General features: G+C 58.0%; 14 protein-coding genes and 1 riboswitch. Of the genes, 6 read left to right on the forward strand and 8 right to left on the reverse strand.

The window, feature by feature from the left end; all coding sequences use genetic code 11:
- The first annotated feature begins 12 nt into the window (after nucleotides 1–12).
- Nucleotides 13–954: a LysR family transcriptional regulator gene (locus DSD31_RS08155; RefSeq protein ID WP_015583858.1), complete on the forward strand. Its 942-nt coding sequence runs from the start codon at nucleotides 13–15 to the stop codon at nucleotides 952–954.
- Here the strand turns inward: DSD31_RS08155 and DSD31_RS08160 are convergent.
- Nucleotides 938–1,360, reverse strand: coding sequence for a universal stress protein (locus DSD31_RS08160; RefSeq protein WP_032724796.1), 423 nt, complete (start codon nucleotides 1,358–1,360; stop codon nucleotides 938–940). The two genes, DSD31_RS08155 and DSD31_RS08160, sit on opposite strands and share 17 nt — an antisense overlap.
- Before the next feature lie 195 nt (nucleotides 1,361–1,555).
- Entirely contained in the window at nucleotides 1,556–3,532 is a 1,977-nt protein-coding gene (locus tag DSD31_RS08165; protein WP_064359070.1) for an alkyl/aryl-sulfatase, read from the reverse strand.
- Nucleotides 3,533–3,748: 216 nt separating this feature from the next.
- On the opposite strand from DSD31_RS08165, the gene DSD31_RS08170 reads away from it, so the two are divergent.
- Nucleotides 3,749–4,384, forward strand: coding sequence for a helix-turn-helix domain-containing protein (locus DSD31_RS08170; RefSeq protein ID WP_069476545.1), 636 nt, complete (start codon nucleotides 3,749–3,751; stop codon nucleotides 4,382–4,384).
- Nucleotides 4,385–4,421: 37 nt separating this feature from the next.
- Here the strand turns inward: DSD31_RS08170 and DSD31_RS08175 are convergent, their stop codons facing one another.
- Nucleotides 4,422–6,398, reverse strand: coding sequence for an alkyl/aryl-sulfatase (locus DSD31_RS08175; RefSeq protein WP_004864681.1), 1,977 nt, complete (start codon nucleotides 6,396–6,398; stop codon nucleotides 4,422–4,424).
- Between the two features lie 232 nt (nucleotides 6,399–6,630).
- Nucleotides 6,631–6,727, forward strand: a riboswitch (TPP riboswitch).
- 34 nt (nucleotides 6,728–6,761) lie between these two features.
- Between DSD31_RS08175 and thiM the strand changes: the two genes are divergently transcribed.
- From thiM to DSD31_RS08190, 3 genes are read left to right on the forward strand one after another with little or no spacing between them, the layout of a single operon-like run.
- The gene (thiM, locus tag DSD31_RS08180) at nucleotides 6,762–7,538 is read left to right on the forward strand and encodes a hydroxyethylthiazole kinase (RefSeq protein ID WP_044350880.1); all 777 of its coding nucleotides are present in this window, start codon (nucleotides 6,762–6,764) and stop codon (nucleotides 7,536–7,538) included.
- Nucleotides 7,535–8,335 (forward strand): bifunctional hydroxymethylpyrimidine kinase/phosphomethylpyrimidine kinase, encoded by an 801-nt coding sequence (gene thiD, locus DSD31_RS08185; protein ID WP_015583862.1) that lies wholly within the window; start codon nucleotides 7,535–7,537, stop codon nucleotides 8,333–8,335. Before thiM ends, thiD begins: the two co-directional genes overlap by 4 nt.
- Before the next feature lie 41 nt (nucleotides 8,336–8,376).
- A complete protein-coding gene (locus DSD31_RS08190) occupies nucleotides 8,377–9,123 on the forward strand; it encodes a GntR family transcriptional regulator (protein WP_015583863.1) in 747 nt (248 codons plus the stop codon).
- Here DSD31_RS08190 and DSD31_RS08195 read toward each other — a convergent pair.
- From DSD31_RS08195 to DSD31_RS08205, 3 genes are read right to left on the reverse strand one after another with little or no spacing between them, the layout of a single operon-like run.
- On the reverse strand, nucleotides 9,097–10,062 hold the full coding sequence (locus tag DSD31_RS08195; RefSeq protein WP_113990938.1) for a PfkB family carbohydrate kinase: 966 nt from the start codon (nucleotides 10,060–10,062) through the stop codon (nucleotides 9,097–9,099). The two genes, DSD31_RS08190 and DSD31_RS08195, sit on opposite strands and share 27 nt — an antisense overlap.
- Nucleotides 10,059–11,063, reverse strand: coding sequence for an ADP-ribosylglycohydrolase family protein (locus DSD31_RS08200; RefSeq protein ID WP_048756308.1), 1,005 nt, complete (start codon nucleotides 11,061–11,063; stop codon nucleotides 10,059–10,061). Before DSD31_RS08200 ends, DSD31_RS08195 begins: the two co-directional genes overlap by 4 nt.
- Nucleotides 11,060–12,337 (reverse strand): nucleoside permease, encoded by a 1,278-nt coding sequence (locus DSD31_RS08205; RefSeq protein ID WP_015583866.1) that lies wholly within the window; start codon nucleotides 12,335–12,337, stop codon nucleotides 11,060–11,062. Before DSD31_RS08205 ends, DSD31_RS08200 begins: the two co-directional genes overlap by 4 nt.
- Nucleotides 12,338–12,584: 247 nt before the next feature.
- On the opposite strand from DSD31_RS08205, the gene fbaB reads away from it, so the two are divergent.
- Entirely contained in the window at nucleotides 12,585–13,637 is a 1,053-nt protein-coding gene (gene fbaB, locus DSD31_RS08210) for a class I fructose-bisphosphate aldolase (RefSeq protein ID WP_015583867.1), read from the forward strand.
- 242 nt (nucleotides 13,638–13,879) lie between these two features.
- On the opposite strand, the gene DSD31_RS08215 is transcribed toward fbaB, so the two are convergent.
- Entirely contained in the window at nucleotides 13,880–15,157 is a 1,278-nt protein-coding gene (locus tag DSD31_RS08215; protein ID WP_064359069.1) for an RbtT/DalT/CsbX family MFS transporter, read from the reverse strand.
- A 92-nt stretch (nucleotides 15,158–15,249) separates the two neighbouring features.
- On the reverse strand, nucleotides 15,250–16,857 hold the full coding sequence (locus DSD31_RS08220) for an FGGY-family carbohydrate kinase (RefSeq protein WP_015583869.1): 1,608 nt from the start codon (nucleotides 16,855–16,857) through the stop codon (nucleotides 15,250–15,252).
- Nucleotides 16,858–16,882 lie beyond the last annotated feature (25 nt).

Below are 16,882 nucleotides of genomic sequence, written 5' to 3' on the forward strand. Positions count from 1 at the left end.
GCGAAGAATAAGATGACCGAACCGTGGCAGCGCCTGCCTGCGCTTTCTCTTAAACAGCTACAGTACTTTGTTACCCTGGCGGAGCTGCGTCATTTTACCGATACCGCCAACCGTCTGGCTATCAGCCAACCGGCGCTGAGCAGCGCCCTGCGGCAAATCGAAACGGTGCTGGGCGGCAAGCTGGTGAACCGCACCGCCTCGTCGGTCACGCTGACCGAACTGGGCGCCGCCATTCTGCCGCACGCCCGGCGCGTGCTGAGCGTGGCCCAGCTGGCGTTTCATGACATGGAACAGATTGTCGCGGCCGGCGGCGATGGTACCGTGCGTATTGGTCTGGTGCCCTCGGTGAGCTCGCTGCTCTTTCCGCTTCTGCCGCAGGTGCTGGCGCAAACCTTTCCCCGGCTGCGGGTCGAGTTTCACGATCAGACCAATGATGCGCTGGTGCGTGAGCTGCAAAGCGGGCAGATTGATTTCGGTATCGGCGCCATCGACAGCTCGCTACCCGCCGCGCTACAGGTCTACCCGCTGCGTGAAGATCCGTTTGTGGCGGTGCTGCACGGTGACGATCCGCTGGCAGACCAGCCGCACCTGCCGTGGAAACTTCTCGCCGGACGCGATATTGCGGTGTTCTCGAAAGGGAACATTCAGCGACTGGTTGGCGCGCTGGCGGAAAGCCATCGTCTGACGCTGAACACGCGGTTTCAGGTCGACTATATTGAAACGCTGTATGGCCTGGTGCGCTCGCGTCTGGCGATTGCTATTCTGCCCGAGCTGTATACCACCCATCTGCAGGATCCGGTGCTGAAAATCGCGCAGCTCCAGCAGCCGGCGCTGGCGCGGACGGTGGCGATAATGCGTGGGCCGCAGCCGCTGCCGCCGCTGATTGAGCAGTGCTTTACGCTGCTGCTCAATTCGCTACGCGAGTCGTCGGCGCGGCTCAGGGCAGATGCCTGATCAGCACGTCTATCGTCAGATGATTAATATACTCCAGCGAATGAGATGCCATGACTCCCAGCAGGCGGTTGTGATGCCCGGCGATAATCAGGTCAATCCCCCGCTGGTTTACGCAGGCTTCAACATCTTCAAAACGGCGGGTGGTGACCAGCGACAGGGTTTGCACCGGCAGCGAGACGCTGGTCGCCAGCTCATTGAGCAGCACTTTCGCCTGGATCACCTCCTGAGACACATCGTCGTTCAGCAGGCTGTCGGAGACGTAATTCAGCGCCCGATAATCGGTGCTGATATGGGCGAGCGTGATGCGCATAGCGTTCTCTTCCGCCATTCTGGCCGCATGCTGGAGCAGCGGAACGCCGTCCTGGCTGCTGTTAATCAGCACCAGGGCATGGTGATAAACGGGCATAGCCGTACCTCGACGAGTGGAGGGACCGGGAACGTCGCTCCCTGATGTTCATTTTGTGCCCGCCGCAGTGGGAATGCAAATGGCGCGGGAGAGCGGGCGCCGGTTCGGTGAAGAGAGATGAAGGTTAAAGCCGAGGGAAAAGACAAAATGCCCCACGGCCGAAGGTCATGGGGCAGGGCAGCGTAGCCCGGGGAATTACGGGGTGACGATGTTGAACCAGAACTCAAACTTGTCCATGTAGCTCAGCATTTCGTCCAGCTTCGCGCCATTACCGCTAATTTTTACGTCGCCTTTCTCTTCAGCCTGCTTCAGCGTCTCCTGTTTCAGGATGATGTTGTTCAACGTGTCGCGGCTCAGCGTGATAGTGGCGTCGGCATCTTTCGCTTCGACGTTGGCGGTGTGGTTAAGCACGCCGTTTTCCAGCTCCAGTTTGTACTTCCCGCCGTCTTTGCCGAGGTCGATATTAAACACCGCTTTAGCATGGCCGGCTTTCACGCCATCGATATGGACGGCCAGATAATCGAAGAACATTTCCGGCGTCATGGCGCGTACGGTATCCGGGCTGGCGGTGTTCGGCGTCGGCAGTTTCTGTACGCCGTTACGCAGCTCCTGGGCGCCGGTGAGGTAGAAGTTACGCCACGGACCGGATTCGGCCTGATAGCCCAGTTGCTCCAGGGCATCCGCTTCCAGGTTTTTCGCCTGCTGGTTTTTCGGGTCGGCAAAGACCACTTTGCTGGTGACCTGGGCGACCCAGCGGTAGTTACCCTGGCGGTAATCGTCCTGGGCCTTTTTCAGCACCTTATCCGCGCCGCCCATGTATTCGACAAACTTCTTCGCCGCCTGCTCTGGCGCCAGTTCGTCGAGGGTTGCCGGGTTGCCATCGAACCAGCCGAGATAGAACACGTAGGTGGCTTTCACATCATGACTTACCGAACCATAGTAGCCGCGGCTTGCCCACTGTTTTTCCAGCGATGGCGGCAGCTTAAAGTTAGCGGCGATTTCATCACGGGTCAGCCCTTCGTTGGCCATGCGCAGAGTCTGGTCATTGATATAACGATACATATCGCGCTGACCTTTCATCAGCTTAACGATGTTGTCGTTACCCCAGGTCGGCCAGTGGTGCTGGGCAATAATGACTTCGGCATCGTTGCCCCAACGTTCGATGGCGGCATTGATATATTTCGACCAGGCCAGCGGATCGCGAATTTTTGCGCCGCGCAGCGAATAGGTATTGTGCAGCGTGTGGGTCACGTCTTCCGCGGCTTCGATCATTTTCTTCTCTTTGACGTACCACAGCATTTCTGACGGTGCCTCAGAGCCGGGGGCCATCATAAAGTCGTAGGTCAGGCCGTCGATCGTTTCTTCCTGCCCGGTGTGCGTAATATAGTGAGTTGGCTGCAGCAGGGTCACGGTACCGGCGGAGGTGGTGGTGCCGAGCCCGGCGCCGACCTGGCCTTTAGCATCAGGCTTCAGCAGGTTACCGTACATATAGCTGGCGCGGCGGCTCATGGCGTTGCCGGCCATAATGTTCTCTGATACGGCTTCTTCCATAAATCCGGCCGGGGCGTAAATTTTGACTTTGCCCGATTTCACATCGGCTTCATCCACCACCCCGCGGATACCGCCGTAGTGGTCAACATGGCTGTGGGTGAACAGAATGGCCACCACCGGTTTTTTACCGCGGTTTTTGAAGTACAGCTCCAGACCTTCTTTTGCCGGTTCTGCGCTCAGCAGCGGGTCAATAATAGTGATCCCTTTCGCGCCCTCAATAATGGTCATATTGGAGAGGTCAAGATTACGGATCTGATAAACACCGTCGGTGACTTTGTACAGACCGCTGATGTTGATCAGCTGCGACTGACGCCACAGGCTCGGATTGACGGTGGCCGGCGCTTTTTCCCCTTCTTTGATGAAGTCGTATTTTGCCGGGTCCCAAATAACGTTACCCTGTTCGCCTTTAATGACGTCCTGCGGCAGGGCGGCAACAAAGCCTTTATGTGCATTGTCAAAGTCGGTTTTATCAGCAAACGGCAGCGTGTTATACAGCGCGTTATTTGCCTGCTGAGTGGCTGCGGTGGCCTCTTTCGGCATAATCTGCGCGAAAGCAGAAACCGACAGCGTTGTTAAAACACCGGCCAGCGCCAGATGTTTTGCGATTTTATTTAATTTCATTGAAGGGCCTCTTGGATAATTATCGTCGGCGGTAAAGAATAATGATGAAACGACGAAAGCAAATCTGGATTCATTGTTGACCATTGTAAGGAAAATGCATGCGGGCGATAGTCCCATATGGGACTGGTCAGCAAGCGGAGTAATACCGTAGTGAATAAGCGTGATATTCGCTGCTATACTAAAGCCGACAGCCACCGGTGCTGGAAGGAGAAACGCGTGAATTTTCAGGAAGTACACAGCTATTATCAAACGCTGAAAATAGATACCTATCTCGCAGAAATAATCGAGGAAGGCGAAGCGTTATCCGCAGGAATAAATAAAAAAATAGAATTAAATCCCGGCTATATTTATTTTTGCATGGCTGGATCGATCGCGATGTTCATGCCCGGGAACGGATTAATTGTCGGTAATACTATTGAACATATGCCGGTTGGCCTGCTGGAAAGGTATTGTCCGCTGGCGAAGTTTGAATATAGTGCGGTGACGCCGGTAGAACTGATCAAAATACCCTATGCCGCGTTCGACCGTATTTTTATCCACAATAACCCGCAGCGCGTTCAGGAGCTGGTGACGATCATGGCGTACATGACTATCTTCACGCTCGATCTGCACAACGAACGTCGGCAGCTGACCAGCTATCAGACGATTCGGCCGATGCTTTTTCGGTATCTTTACCGCCAGCAAACCCATAAAGGCGAAAATGAAGGGCTGGCGCTGTTTATCATTAAGCGAACGAACCTGTCGCGGACTCACGTTTTCCGGGTGCTGGCTGACCTGAAAGCCGGGGGCTACATCACGATGGTGAGGGGCAAGCTGATCTCCATCGATCGGCCGCTGCCGGAGGAGTACTAGGGGATACTCCCGCAGCCGGGGCTGCGGGAGCGAGGCGTTACGGCGTGACGATATTGAACCAGAATTCAAACTTGTCCATATAGCCCAGCATCTCGTTCAGCTTCTCACCGTTACCGGTGACCTTCACTTCGCCCTTATCTTCAGCCTGTTTCAGGGTCTCTTCTTTCAGGATGATTTTGTTGAGCGTCGCGCGGTCAAGCACGATGGTTGCATCGGCATCTTTCGCTTCGGCATTGGCGGTGTGGTTCAACACGCCGTTTTCCAGCTCCAGCTTGTATTTGCCGCCGTCATTGCCGAGGTCGATGTTAAATACCGCTTTGGCCTTACCGGCTTTTTCACCGTTGATATGCACGGCCAGGTAGTCGAAGAACATTTCTGGCGTCATGGCGCGCACGGTGTCCGGGCTGGCGGTGTTCGGCGTCGGCAGTTTCTGCACGCCGTTACGCAATTCCTGCGCACCGGTGAGGTAGAAGTTACGCCACGGACCGGATTCGGCCTGATAGCCCAGCTGCTCCAGGGCATCCGCTTCGAGGTTACGCGCATCCTGGTTTTGCGGATCGGCGAAGACAATCTTGCTGACCACCTGGGCGACCCAGCGGTAGTTACCCTGCGAGTAGTCTTCTTTCGCTTTCTTCATGATGGCATCGGCGCCGCCCATGTATTCCACGAATTTCTTCGCCGCTTCTTCCGGCGGCAGTTCGTCGAGGGTCGCCGGGTTGCCGTCAAACCAGCCGAGATACAGCACGTAGGTGGCCTTCACGTCATGGCTGACGGAGCCGTAGTAACCGCGGTTCGCCCAGGTATGTGCCAGGCTGTCCGGCAGCTTGAATTTGGCTGCGATTTCGTCACGGGTCAGCCCTTCGTTGGCCATGCGCAGGGTCTGGTCGTTGATATAACGATACAGGTCACGCTGGCTTTTCAGCAGGTTAACGACGTTTTCGTTGCCCCAGGTCGGCCAGTGGTGCTGAGCCATGATGATCTCAGCTTTATCACCCCAGCGTACAATCGCTTCGTTGATATATTTCGACCATGGCAGCGGTTCACGAATTTTCGCGCCGCGCAGGGAGTAGGTGTTGTGCAGGGTATGGGTGACATCTTCCGCCGATTCGATGAGTTTCTTCTCTTCGATATACCACAGCATTTCGGACGGCGCTTCGGAGCCCGGCGCCAGCATAAAGTCGTAGGTCAGGCCGTCGATAACTTCTTTCTGCCCGTCCTTCTCGATGATATTGGTCGGGGCAATCAGGGTCACGGTACCGGCGGAGGTGGTGGTCCCCAGCCCGGCGCCCACCTGGCCTTTGGCATCAGGCTTGAGCAGGTTGCCGTACATGTAGCTGGCGCGACGGCTCATGACGTTACCGGCCATGATATTTTCCGCCACCGCGGCTTCCATAAAGCCGGACGGCGCATAGATTTTGACTTTGCCCGCTTTCACGTCGGCTTCATCGATCACGCCGCGCACGCCGCCGTAGTGGTCAACGTGGCTGTGGGTGTAGATAACCGCCACGACCGGTTTTTTACCGCGGTTTTTATAGTACAGATCCATCCCCACTTTCGCCGTTTCGGCGGAAACCAGCGGGTCAACCACGGTAATCCCTTCTTTCCCTTCGATGATGGTCATGTTGGACAGGTCGAGGTTACGAATCTGGTACACGCCGTCGGTGACTTCAAACAGACCGCTGATGTTGATCAGCTGAGACTGGCGCCACAGGCTCGGGTTAACGGTATCCGGCGCTTTTTCTCCCTCTTTAATGAAGGCGTACTGCTGCGGATCCCAGACCACGTTGCCTTGCTCGCCTTTGATGACCTCGGTAGGCAGGGCGGCGATAAAGCCTTTGTGGGCGTTGGTGAAATCGGTGTTATCGGAGAAAGGGAGCTGATTATACAGTGCGTCATTCGCTTGCTTTGTTGCTGCTGTTGCCTCTCCCGGTGCAACCTCAGCCCAGGCGGGAAGGGTAATGGCCGATAGCATTCCTGCTAATGCCATTCCTTTCACTATGGGGGTTAAGCTCATTGGAATCCTCATGTTTTCGCTGATTCACTCGGTATTTTCGATATGACGTCATGTTAAGATTTGTAACACTTACTTAAACAATAACCGCTTGTTTCCATTGATCAAGTTTATGGTTACAAAAATGTTTATTTAGTTAATAAATGGTATTGGCGGCGTTGGGGGGGATCGCGGCGGGGCGCTTGCGTCAGGCGTCGGCTTCCCGTAACCTGCCTGCAGAGAACGTTTATATCTTCTCAATGACTCGGGGTGCCCTTCCTGGTGAAGGCTGAGAAAGACCCGTACCACCTGATCTGGATAATGCCAGCGTAGGGAAGTCAGAGACCAAAGGGTCGTTGCTTCTTCATCGCCTGGCTGGAGCAAACGATGCAAGCTGAGCCTCTCAATCCCGCGCATATTGCGCATCTGCAACATCTTTTTCGCCGTCATTCCCCCCTTGTTCACTGCATGACTAACGATGTGGTACAGACCTTTACTGCCAACGTACTGCTGGCGGTCGGCGCCTCGCCCGCGATGGTGATCGATCCGCAGGAAGCGAGCCAGTTTGCGGCGCTCGCGGATGCGCTGCTGATTAACGTCGGAACCTTAACCGTCGACCGTGCGCAGGCGATGCGCGCCGCGGCACTCAGCGCGCAAAACGCGGGCAAACCGTGGGCGCTGGATCCGGTGGCGGTCGGGGCGTTAACCCTGCGCAGCGCGTTTTGCCATGAATTGTTAAGCCTGCAACCGGCCGCCATTCGCGGCAATGCGTCTGAGATTATGGCGCTGGCCGGAATGAGCGCCGGCGGACGCGGGGTCGATACTACCGATACCGCGGCGGCGGCGCTGCCCGCCGCACAGGCCCTGGCGCGGCAGATCAATACCATTGTCGCGGTGACCGGCGAAGTAGATTACGTCACCGACGGCCAGCGTACGCGTGCGGTCAGCGGCGGCGATCGGTTGATGACCCGGGTCGTGGGGACCGGCTGTGCGCTTTCGGCGGTGGTGGCGGCCAGTACCGCCATGCCTGGCGATCGCCTCGAAAACGTTGCTGCCGCCTGCGGGCTGATGAAACAGGCGGGCGGCGCGGCGGCGCGCGGCAGAGGGCCGGGCAGTTTTACCCCGGCATTTCTTGACGCGCTGTACGGGGAGAACAACGGATGAAACGAATTAATGCGCTGACTATTGCCGGTACTGATCCCAGCGGCGGCGCGGGGATCCAGGCCGACCTGAAAACTTTCTCTGCCCTCGGGGCCTATGGTTGTTCGGTGATCACCGCGCTGGTGGCGCAAAACACCCGCGGCGTGCAGTCGGTCTATCGCATCGACCCGGATTTTGTTGCCGCACAGCTGGATTCGGTATTCAGCGACGTCCGTATCGATACCACGAAAATTGGCATGCTGGCGGAAACGGATATCGTGGAAGCCGTGGCGGAGCGTCTGGCGCGCTATCAGATTGACAACGTTGTCCTGGATACGGTCATGCTGGCGAAAAGCGGCGATCCGCTGCTCTCGGCTTCGGCGGTGGCGACGCTACGCACCCGCCTGCTGCCGCAGGTTTCGCTGATCACGCCGAATCTGCCGGAGGCGGCGGCGCTGCTGGATGCGCCGCACGCGCAGAGCGAGAAAGAGATGCTGGAGCAGGGGCGGGCGCTGCTGGCGATGGGCTGCGGCGCAGTGCTGATGAAAGGCGGTCATCTCGACAACGCGGAAAGCCCGGACTGGCTGTTTACCCGCGATGGCGAGCAGCGCTTCACCGCGCCGCGGGTCCAGACTAAAAATACGCACGGAACCGGCTGTACGCTCTCCGCGGCGCTGGCGGCGCTGCGCCCGCGCTATCGCGACTGGGGAGAGACGGTTGCCGAGGCGAAAGGCTGGCTCTCTGCGGCGCTGGCGCAGGCGGATTCGCTGGAGGTGGGCCACGGTATCGGGCCGGTTCACCATTTCCACGCGTGGTGGTAAGCCTGATATACTGGCGTGAGAATTCTGCCAGGAAAAGATAAATGGAACAGGCGCATACCCGGTTAATTAGCCAGCTTGTTGAACGGATTGCGGCGTCGGATAACGCGCCGCTCTATCTGAAGTTTGCCGACACGATTAAGGATGCCGTGCGCAGCGGCTGGCTGGAAAATGGCAATATTCTTCCCGGTGAACGCGATCTCAGCCAGCTGACCGGCGTGTCGCGCATCACCGTCCGCAAAGCGCTCCAGCTGCTGGAAGACGAAGGCGTGGTGACCCGCTCGCGGGGTTACGGGACGCAGATCAACAATATCTTTGAATATTCGCTGAAAGAAGCGCGCGGCTTTACTCAGCAGGTGGTTTTACGCGGCAAGAAGCCGGATACGCTGTGGGTGAATAAACGCGTTGTCAAATGTCCGGAGGAGGTTGCCCGCCAGCTGGCAATCGCGGTGGGCAGCGATGTGTTTATGCTCAAACGCATTCGGTATGTTGATGAGGACGCGGTCTCGCTCGAAGAGTCCTGGGTGCCTGCGCATCTGATCCATGACGTCGATGCGATCAGCGTCTCGCTGTATGACTACTTTCGCAGCCAGCAGATTCTGCCGCAGCGGACCCGCTCGCGCGTCAGCGCCCGGATGCCGGACGCCGAATTTCAGTCGCATATTAAGATGGACAGCGCCATCCCGGTGCTGGTGATCAAGCAGGTTGCCCTCGATCAGTACCAGCACCCCATTGAATACAGCATCAGCTACTGCCGCAGCGATCTATACGTTTTTGTGTGCGAGGAGTAGCGCTTCGCGGTGCGGGGCGCAATCGCCGCCCCGATGGCCCACGACCCAGGCCGCAACGGCATTCCCCAGCGTCACCGCCTCCCCCAGACTCCAGCCGGCGGCCAGCCCGGCAAGCGTACCGCCGGCGTGACTGTCCCCGGCGCCGATCGTATCGACGACCGTGGTCGGGAAAGGGGCGGCGAGACCGCTCTCCTGCGGGCTGAAATAGCAGGCGCCTTCTTTATCCAGACGCACAATCAGCGGTGCGGCATATTTCTTCAGCCAGGCGGCGCCAAATGCGCTGACCTCGGGCGAAAATCCGTGCGCTTCAGCCGCGATGACGGCTTCCTGGCGGTTGACGGAAACCAGTGGCTTCAGGGCCATCAGACGCGTCATCAGCGTTTCGGGAATATCGGCAATCCGCGGGCCAAAGTCGATAAAGGCGCTTACCTGCGGCTGCCGTTCCAGCCAGGAGACCAGGCGTTCGCCGCTGGCGGATGCCAGCTGATAGCCGGAAAGATAGACCAGGCTGCCGGAGGGGGCATGCACGCGTTCGAGCCACGCATCACACCACTGATTTTCCACACCGCTGAAGGACATAAAGGTCCGCTCGCCGTCCGGCTCTACCAGCGCCAGGCACCAGCCATTGTCGCCGTCCGCCTGGCTGATGACGCTGGTTAACCCCTCTTTGGCGAGGCGCTGGCGGATAATTTCCGCCCACACGCCCTGGCCAATCGGCAGCGCATTTTGTGCATCGATCCCCAGCCTTTTTAAGGTCACGGCGATGTTTAACGCGCAGCCGCCGACATTGACGCTCTGTTGCTGCAGTTCGATATCACATCCGCGCCAGGGCAGAGCATAGGCGTCGGCGATCACGTCAATCACCGCGGAGCCGAGGACGGTGACCGGACGTTGCGCCTTCAGCGTGGCCAGTTTATCCATTAACTGTTGGGCATTCATTCGGCCTCCCGCTGCTGACGATAGTGCATCAGGGCATCGGCGTAGCGCGTGAAGTCCAGCTTATTGACCTCATCCAGGCGTACCTTGAAAGCGCTATCGATGGCGGAAACCCCGTGTAACGCGCCGCAAATCGCCGTCGCCATGGCCCCGATGGTATCGGTATCGCCGCCCAGATTGGCGCAGAGAATGGCGCAGCGGTTAGGGTCGGTACCGGCCAGTTCCACCATCGCTATCGCGCACGGGACGGATTCAATGGTGCTGGTTCCGGCGCCAATCAGCTGATAAAGCTGCTCGCTGGCGGACTCGAGGCCATCTGCCTGGCGTACGGTGCGTAACGCCAGCTCAATACGCAGCGCCAGCGAGGCGCTAAAGGTTGTGGTCTTCTGTTCCTGCGCGTGGCGCGCCACGGCCGGCAGGGCGTCAACAATCGCTGGCCAGCCGGCGCCGTCAACGGCGCGGGAGATTGCCCAGGCGATAACCGTCGCGCCGGCGATGGCTAAATCCGATTTATGCGTCGGGCTGGAGGCCGCGGCCACGTCGCTGATAAATGCATCAAGATTGTCGCCCGGCAGCAGGCAGCCCAGCGGCGAGGCGCGCATCGCCGCGCCGTTGGTCACGCCGTTATTGTCCAGTTCGCTTACCGGTTTGCCGTTGCGAATCGCGTTGAGAGCAATTTTCGATGTCGGTCCTAAGACGTTTTTATTAAATGCATCAAAGCCTTCTGCCCAACGCAGAATATGTCGGCCAATGACATCCGGGACGATCTGCCCGTCGCATTCGATAATGGCGTCAGCGAGGCACAGGGCCATCGAGGTGTCATCGGTAAATTCCGCCTCGGCAAAGTAGCAGGCGGCGTTATTCTCCGCCGGGCCCGGCAGGAAGCGGTCGATCCAGCCAAAATGGGCTTTCACCCGCGATCGTGGCCATAGCTCTGACGGCATGCCCATCGCATCCCCTAACGCCTGCCCGTAAAGAGCACCGAGAATACGTTCTGCTTTCATTTCACTTCCCCTTGTTTAAGCTCAGCATTTTCTGTATCGACGTCGATGGTCGTAATTTCTTTGTCCGATTCCCGGAAAAATACCATGAACAGCACGGCGATAATCGCAATCATGATGGCGCCGAACGTCCACATGCCCGCCCAGTTGAAGGTGAGCCCGTTGACGGGTTGCGGGTAGGCGAACATTTTTTCCATCATCACGCCGCCGAGGCGGTAACCGAGCAGGCTGCCAAAGCCCTGGCAGCAGAGCGTAATTAACCCCTGGGCCGCATTACGCATCGATACCGGCGCCTTCTTATCAACGTAGATATAGGCGGTAACGTAGTAAAAATCGTAGCTGACGCCGTGCAGCAGAATGCCGAGGAACATCAGCGTATAGGTGAAATAGTTCTCCGCGCCGCCGAAGACAAAAAAGCCATAGCGAATGGCGGCGGTGATCAGACCAAGTAACAGAACCTTTTTAATACCAAACCGTTTAGTAAAGAACGGCAGAGCCAGCATAAAGAAGATTTCAGAGAACTGGCCGAGGGTCATCCATCCGGTGGCGTGCTTCATGCCGGCTTCGGTGAGGTAGCCGTTGGCGAAGATGTAATAGAAGGCCAGCGGCATGGCAAACAGAAAAGAGCAGAAGAAAAAGACGAGGAAGTTTTTATCGCGCAGCAGGATTAACGCATCCAGCCCCAGCATCACTTTCAGGTCCAGTTTTCCACGGCTTTTTGGCGGCGTGTCCGGCAGGAACAGGGCAAAGACGCCGAGCAGCGCAGAGCTGCCGGCGGCAATCAGCAGCGGGACATTGGTGGGCGAAATGTCGCTCAGACCGAACATCTGCGGTAAAAATCCGCATACCAGCCCGGAGCCGATCCAGCCGATCGTCCCCATCACCCGAATCCGCGGGAAATCGCGCTCAACGTCCGCCACGTTAGAAAAGGCGATGCTGTTGGTCAGCGCAATGGTCGGCATGTAGGTTAACGAGTAGGCGAGCAGGAGCGGGAAGAAGCCGCCGAAGGTCGTCTGCTGCGCGGCGAAGTACATCAATATCGCCCCGGCGAACATCAGCACCGCCAGCACTCTCTGTGCGGAAAAGAAGCGGTCGGTCAGCGATCCCACCAGGATCGGCGAAAGAATCGCGGCGATGGCGGTACAGGCATAGGACCAGCCGATTTCACCGGCGCTGAAGCCGCTTTTACTCAGCCACAGCCAGAGAGGGACAAACCAGGCTCCCCAGATAAACCATTCAACGAACATCATGAACGACAGCTTTGCTGTAGTTTTCATCTTTAGATCCTTCATGACAGGTAGGGTACGCCTTTAAGATACCACTTGATAATACCTTTAAAATACCTTTGAGCGGATTGTTTGAGCAGGCTAACACTTTTTGTCCCTGAATCGTGCCAGCTGAAATGGCTGAAAAGTGCGATTCCGGCTGGAAAATATGCTAAGACGGTACCAGGCTTAACCTGCCCAAATAAGTGGGTCAGGATAATACATGCCGGCTGCGGCCGGCACTTACGGGAGCATAGCTATGACTGATATTACGCAGTTGCTTGGCAAAGATGCCGACAGCCTTTTACAGCACCGTTGTATGACCATTCCAGCCGACCAGCTTTATCTGCCGGGGGCGGATTACGTTGACCGGGTCATGGTGGATAACAATCGTCCGCCGGCGGTGCTGCGTAATATGCAGACCCTGTACAATACGGGGCGCCTGGCCGGAACCGGATACCTTTCCATCCTGCCGGTAGACCAGGGCGTGGAACACTCGGCGGGCGCCTCTTTTGCCGCCAACCCGCTCTACTTTGATCCGAAAAATATCGTCGAACTGGCTATCGAAGCCGGTTGTAACTGCGTAGCGTCCACCTATGGCGTACTGGCCTCGGTATCGCGTCGGTATGCGCACCGCATTCCCTTCCTGGTGAAGCTAAATCATAACGAGACGCTGAGTTACCCGAACACCTTCGACCAGACGCTGTACGCCAGCGTTGAGCAGGCCTTTAATATGGGGGCGGTGGCGGTGGGCGCGACGATCTATTTCGGTTCCGAAGAGTCGCGTCGGCAGATTGAAGAGATCTCCGCGGCGTTTGAACGCGCGCATGAACTGGGGCTGGTGACCGTGCTGTGGGCCTATCTGCGTAACCCGGCGTTTAAGAAAGATGGCGTCGATTATCATGTGTCGGCCGATTTAACCGGGCAGGCTAACCATCTGGCGGCCACCATTGGCGCTGATATCGTGAAGCAGAAAATGGCGGAAAATAACGGCGGCTATAAGGCGGTGAACTTTGGTTACACTGACGATCGCGTCTATAGCAAGCTGACCTCGGAGAATCCTATCGATCTGGTCCGTTATCAGCTGGCGAACTGCTATATGGGACGCGCCGGGTTGATTAACTCCGGCGGCGCGGCGGGCGGTGAAACTGACCTGTCGGATGCCGTACGTACGGCGGTCATCAATAAGCGTGCGGGCGGGATGGGGCTGATTCTCGGTCGTAAAGCGTTTAAAAAATCGATGAGCGACGGCGTGAAGCTGATCAACGCCGTACAGGATGTTTACCTCGATGGCAAAGTGACGATCGCCTGATCCTGAATGCGGTAAAAAAATCGCTCTGTCGGGCGTCATGCTGGCCACTTAAGGTGACCAGCATTTTTTTTGCTTTATCACCGGCGAGGACAGCCTCGCCTGCAGACGTGTTGAAAACCTGACAGCGCCGCATAAAAAACCGCCAATCTCTGTGAGGTGACGGATTCTTACACCTTTGCCGGATCGGTCAGCCGACCCGTAAACGATCGGCATTACTCTCTGTCGGGAAGGGGTTTTTATGCTCAGGAGACGCTCGTTTTCAGCGCGACGGCGACGGAGGGGCGGGTCACGCCCGGCTGCTCGACGCGAATATAGGCGCAGAGGAAAAAGGCCAGCACGTACAGCGCGGTGTACGCCACCACCACTCCAATCGTACTGAAGTACGGCAGCAGCACCACCGCAATCGCCGGCGCCAGGAAGTTGGACAGCCCCGCCGACAGGTTGTAGACCGAAATGGCCGCCCCTTTATGCTGCGGCTCCAGCGCCGGGAAGACCGCCGCCATCGGCACAAACGCCGCCACAAAAATCCCCAGCGCAATCGCCGGCACCAGCGCCATGGCAAAGTTATGCCCGAAATGCTGCGGGATGTAGTAAAACGCCAGACTCGACAGCGCCATCCCGATACAGCCAAACCAGCGAATCACCTTCATCCAGCCCATCTTCTCCGCCACGATCCCCCAGAAAACGTTAGAGAAAATGGTGGTGAAGAAGAAAGCCGCCCATACCTGGAGCCACTCGGAGGTGGTAAAGCCCAGCTCATCGACAAACATCATCGGCATGATCACCGCAAAGCCAAACAGCGACAGGGTGTTGATGATGCGCACCATGCTGGAAAGCAAAATATTGCGGTTGGTGTAGAGCAGGGTGGCGGCGCGCCCCAGCTCGGCAAACTTCTCGCGGGTGGTGAGGTTCTGCATATGGCGCGGCGTCTGAATGTGGCGCAGCGAGACCAGGGCGATAATGCCGCCGGTGATGCAGAACACCAGCGCCAGCCACAGGGTGCCCAGCTCGCCGATATGCGGGATGGTAAAGCTCGGGATATAGCTGCCGAAGACGCCAATGCCGACCGAGTAGACCGCCCAGAACCAGCCCAGCGCCGAGCTGGCGCTGTCGCTTTTCACGTTGTGCACGATGGCGACGATAAAGGAGTAGAGGAACAGCGGGTAGGCAAAGCCGCGAATACCGTAGAACAGCAGGATCAGCGGGTAGTTGGCGTGGCCGAGGCCGAAAATCAGGAACAGCACGTGGAACACGCACCACAGCACAAAGCCGATCAGCATGGTTTTCTGCGGAGTGATGATCTCGGCGACCACGCCGGAGATCCACGCCGACAGGGCGGCGGCGAGGCCGTAGAGGGTAAAGGCGAAGGAGGCCTGGGCCGGGGTGAAGCCCAGCTCCTTGATGTAGTGCGAGAGAAAAGCCAGCTCAAAGCCGTCGCCGGTCATAAACACGGCGATGGCGATGTATCCCCAGATCAGATTCAGCGGCAGACCGAACCACTGTTTGCTATTCACGGACATAATGACCTCGTTTTCAGGGTACAGGAAGACACTCCGGTGTCGTCACCGGAGGTTTTTTTATTATTAAAAGAGTGGGGCAGAGCCTCGGGACGCTACTCCCGAATCAGCCGGGCGGCCTGTTGCAACGCCAGGTAAGCTTCGTAGCGACGCTGATGAAGCGCTTGATATTGCGTCGTACAGCGGTAGGTTTTATCTACCCGGGTGAATTGCTTCATCGCTTCCGGCAGCGAGGCGGAAACCCGGCCGGCCACGGCGCCCAGAATGGCCGAACCTAACAGCACCGGTTCGCTGCATTCGGTGCTGACAATCGTCATACCGCAGGCATCGGCCAGCAGCTGGCGCACCAGCGGATGCTGCCCTGCGCCGCCGCTGATGACGATATTCTCGCTGTTAATCCCGCAGGCCTTTTGCGCGTCAACAATCTGCCGCAGGCCGTAGCCGATACCGCATAATCCCGCGACGTAGAGCGCCAGCAGATTATCCAGATCGCGCTCCATGCCCAATCCGGCAATGACCGCTTTGGCATCCGGGTCCGCCAGCGGCGCGCGGTTACCTAAGAACTCCGGCACCACGTGCAGTCCGGCGGCGAGTCCGGCGGCCTCGGAAGGGGTCGCCACCTGGGCCAGCACCCGATCGGCGAGATAGACCGGCAGCGGTACGCCCGCTTCCTGTGCCAGCTCGCGTGCCTGCGCCGCCGCAGGATGGAAACTTAACAGCTGGTCGATGGCGGCGCCTGCCGCGCTTTGCCCGCCTTCGCTCAGCCACAGGCCCGGTACCATGGCAGAGTAGTAAGGCCCCCAGACGCCGGGCACGAAGACGGCGTCTGGGGTGGTAGTCATGGTGCAGGAGGAGGTGCCGAAAACATAGGCCATGTTGCTGACCGCGCCGTTGAGAACCCCCACGGTGCCGATACCGCCGGCGTGGGCATCAATCATGCCCACCGCTACAGGGGTACCGACCGGCAGGCCCATCTCGTGCGCCACTTCTGCGCAAAGGCCCTGACCGCACGGCGTTCCCGGGTCGACAATACGCTGGCCAATGCGCGCAAAGTTATCTTCGGCCAGATCTCCCAGACCAATTTGCCGGAAGTAGCCGGCATCCCAGCGCTGCTCATGGGCCAGGTAGGTCCATTTGCAGGTGACGGTACACACCGAACGAGCTAAGTCGCCGGTGGCGCGCCAGGTCAGGTAATCGGCCAGGTCGAAAAAGTGGCGCGCCTGCTCATAGATATGCGGGCGGTTCTCCTTGAGCCAGAGGATTTTCGGCGTTTCCATCTCCGGCGAAATCCTGCCGCCGACGTACTGCAATACGGCATGTCCGGTGGTGTTAATCTGCTCCGCCTGGCCGATGGCGCGGTGATCCATCCAGACGATGATGTTGCGGTCAGGATCGTCGGAAGGCCCGACCGCCAGCGGCTCTCCGTTTTCACCAACCACGACTAACGAACAGGTGGCGTCAAAACCAATCCCGGCGACCGACTCCGGCGGCATGCCGGAGTGCGCCACGGCGGTTTTAATACACTCGCAGACCGCCTGCCAAATCTGGCGGCTGGATTGTTCCACCTGGTTTCCCGCGCTGCGAAACAGGGTGATTTCCCGCGTGGCATGGGCAAGCAGCTTGCCCTGAAGGTTGAAGATGCCGGCGCGCACGCTGCCGGAGCCGACATCAACGCCAATAATGGTTTGGGTATCGTTATTCATAAAGCCGTCCTTAAGCCTCCCGGGT

The organism is Klebsiella sp. X13, assembly GCF_003323835.1.
In the GTDB taxonomy this organism is placed as follows: Bacteria; Pseudomonadota; Gammaproteobacteria; order Enterobacterales; family Enterobacteriaceae; genus Klebsiella; species Klebsiella ornithinolytica.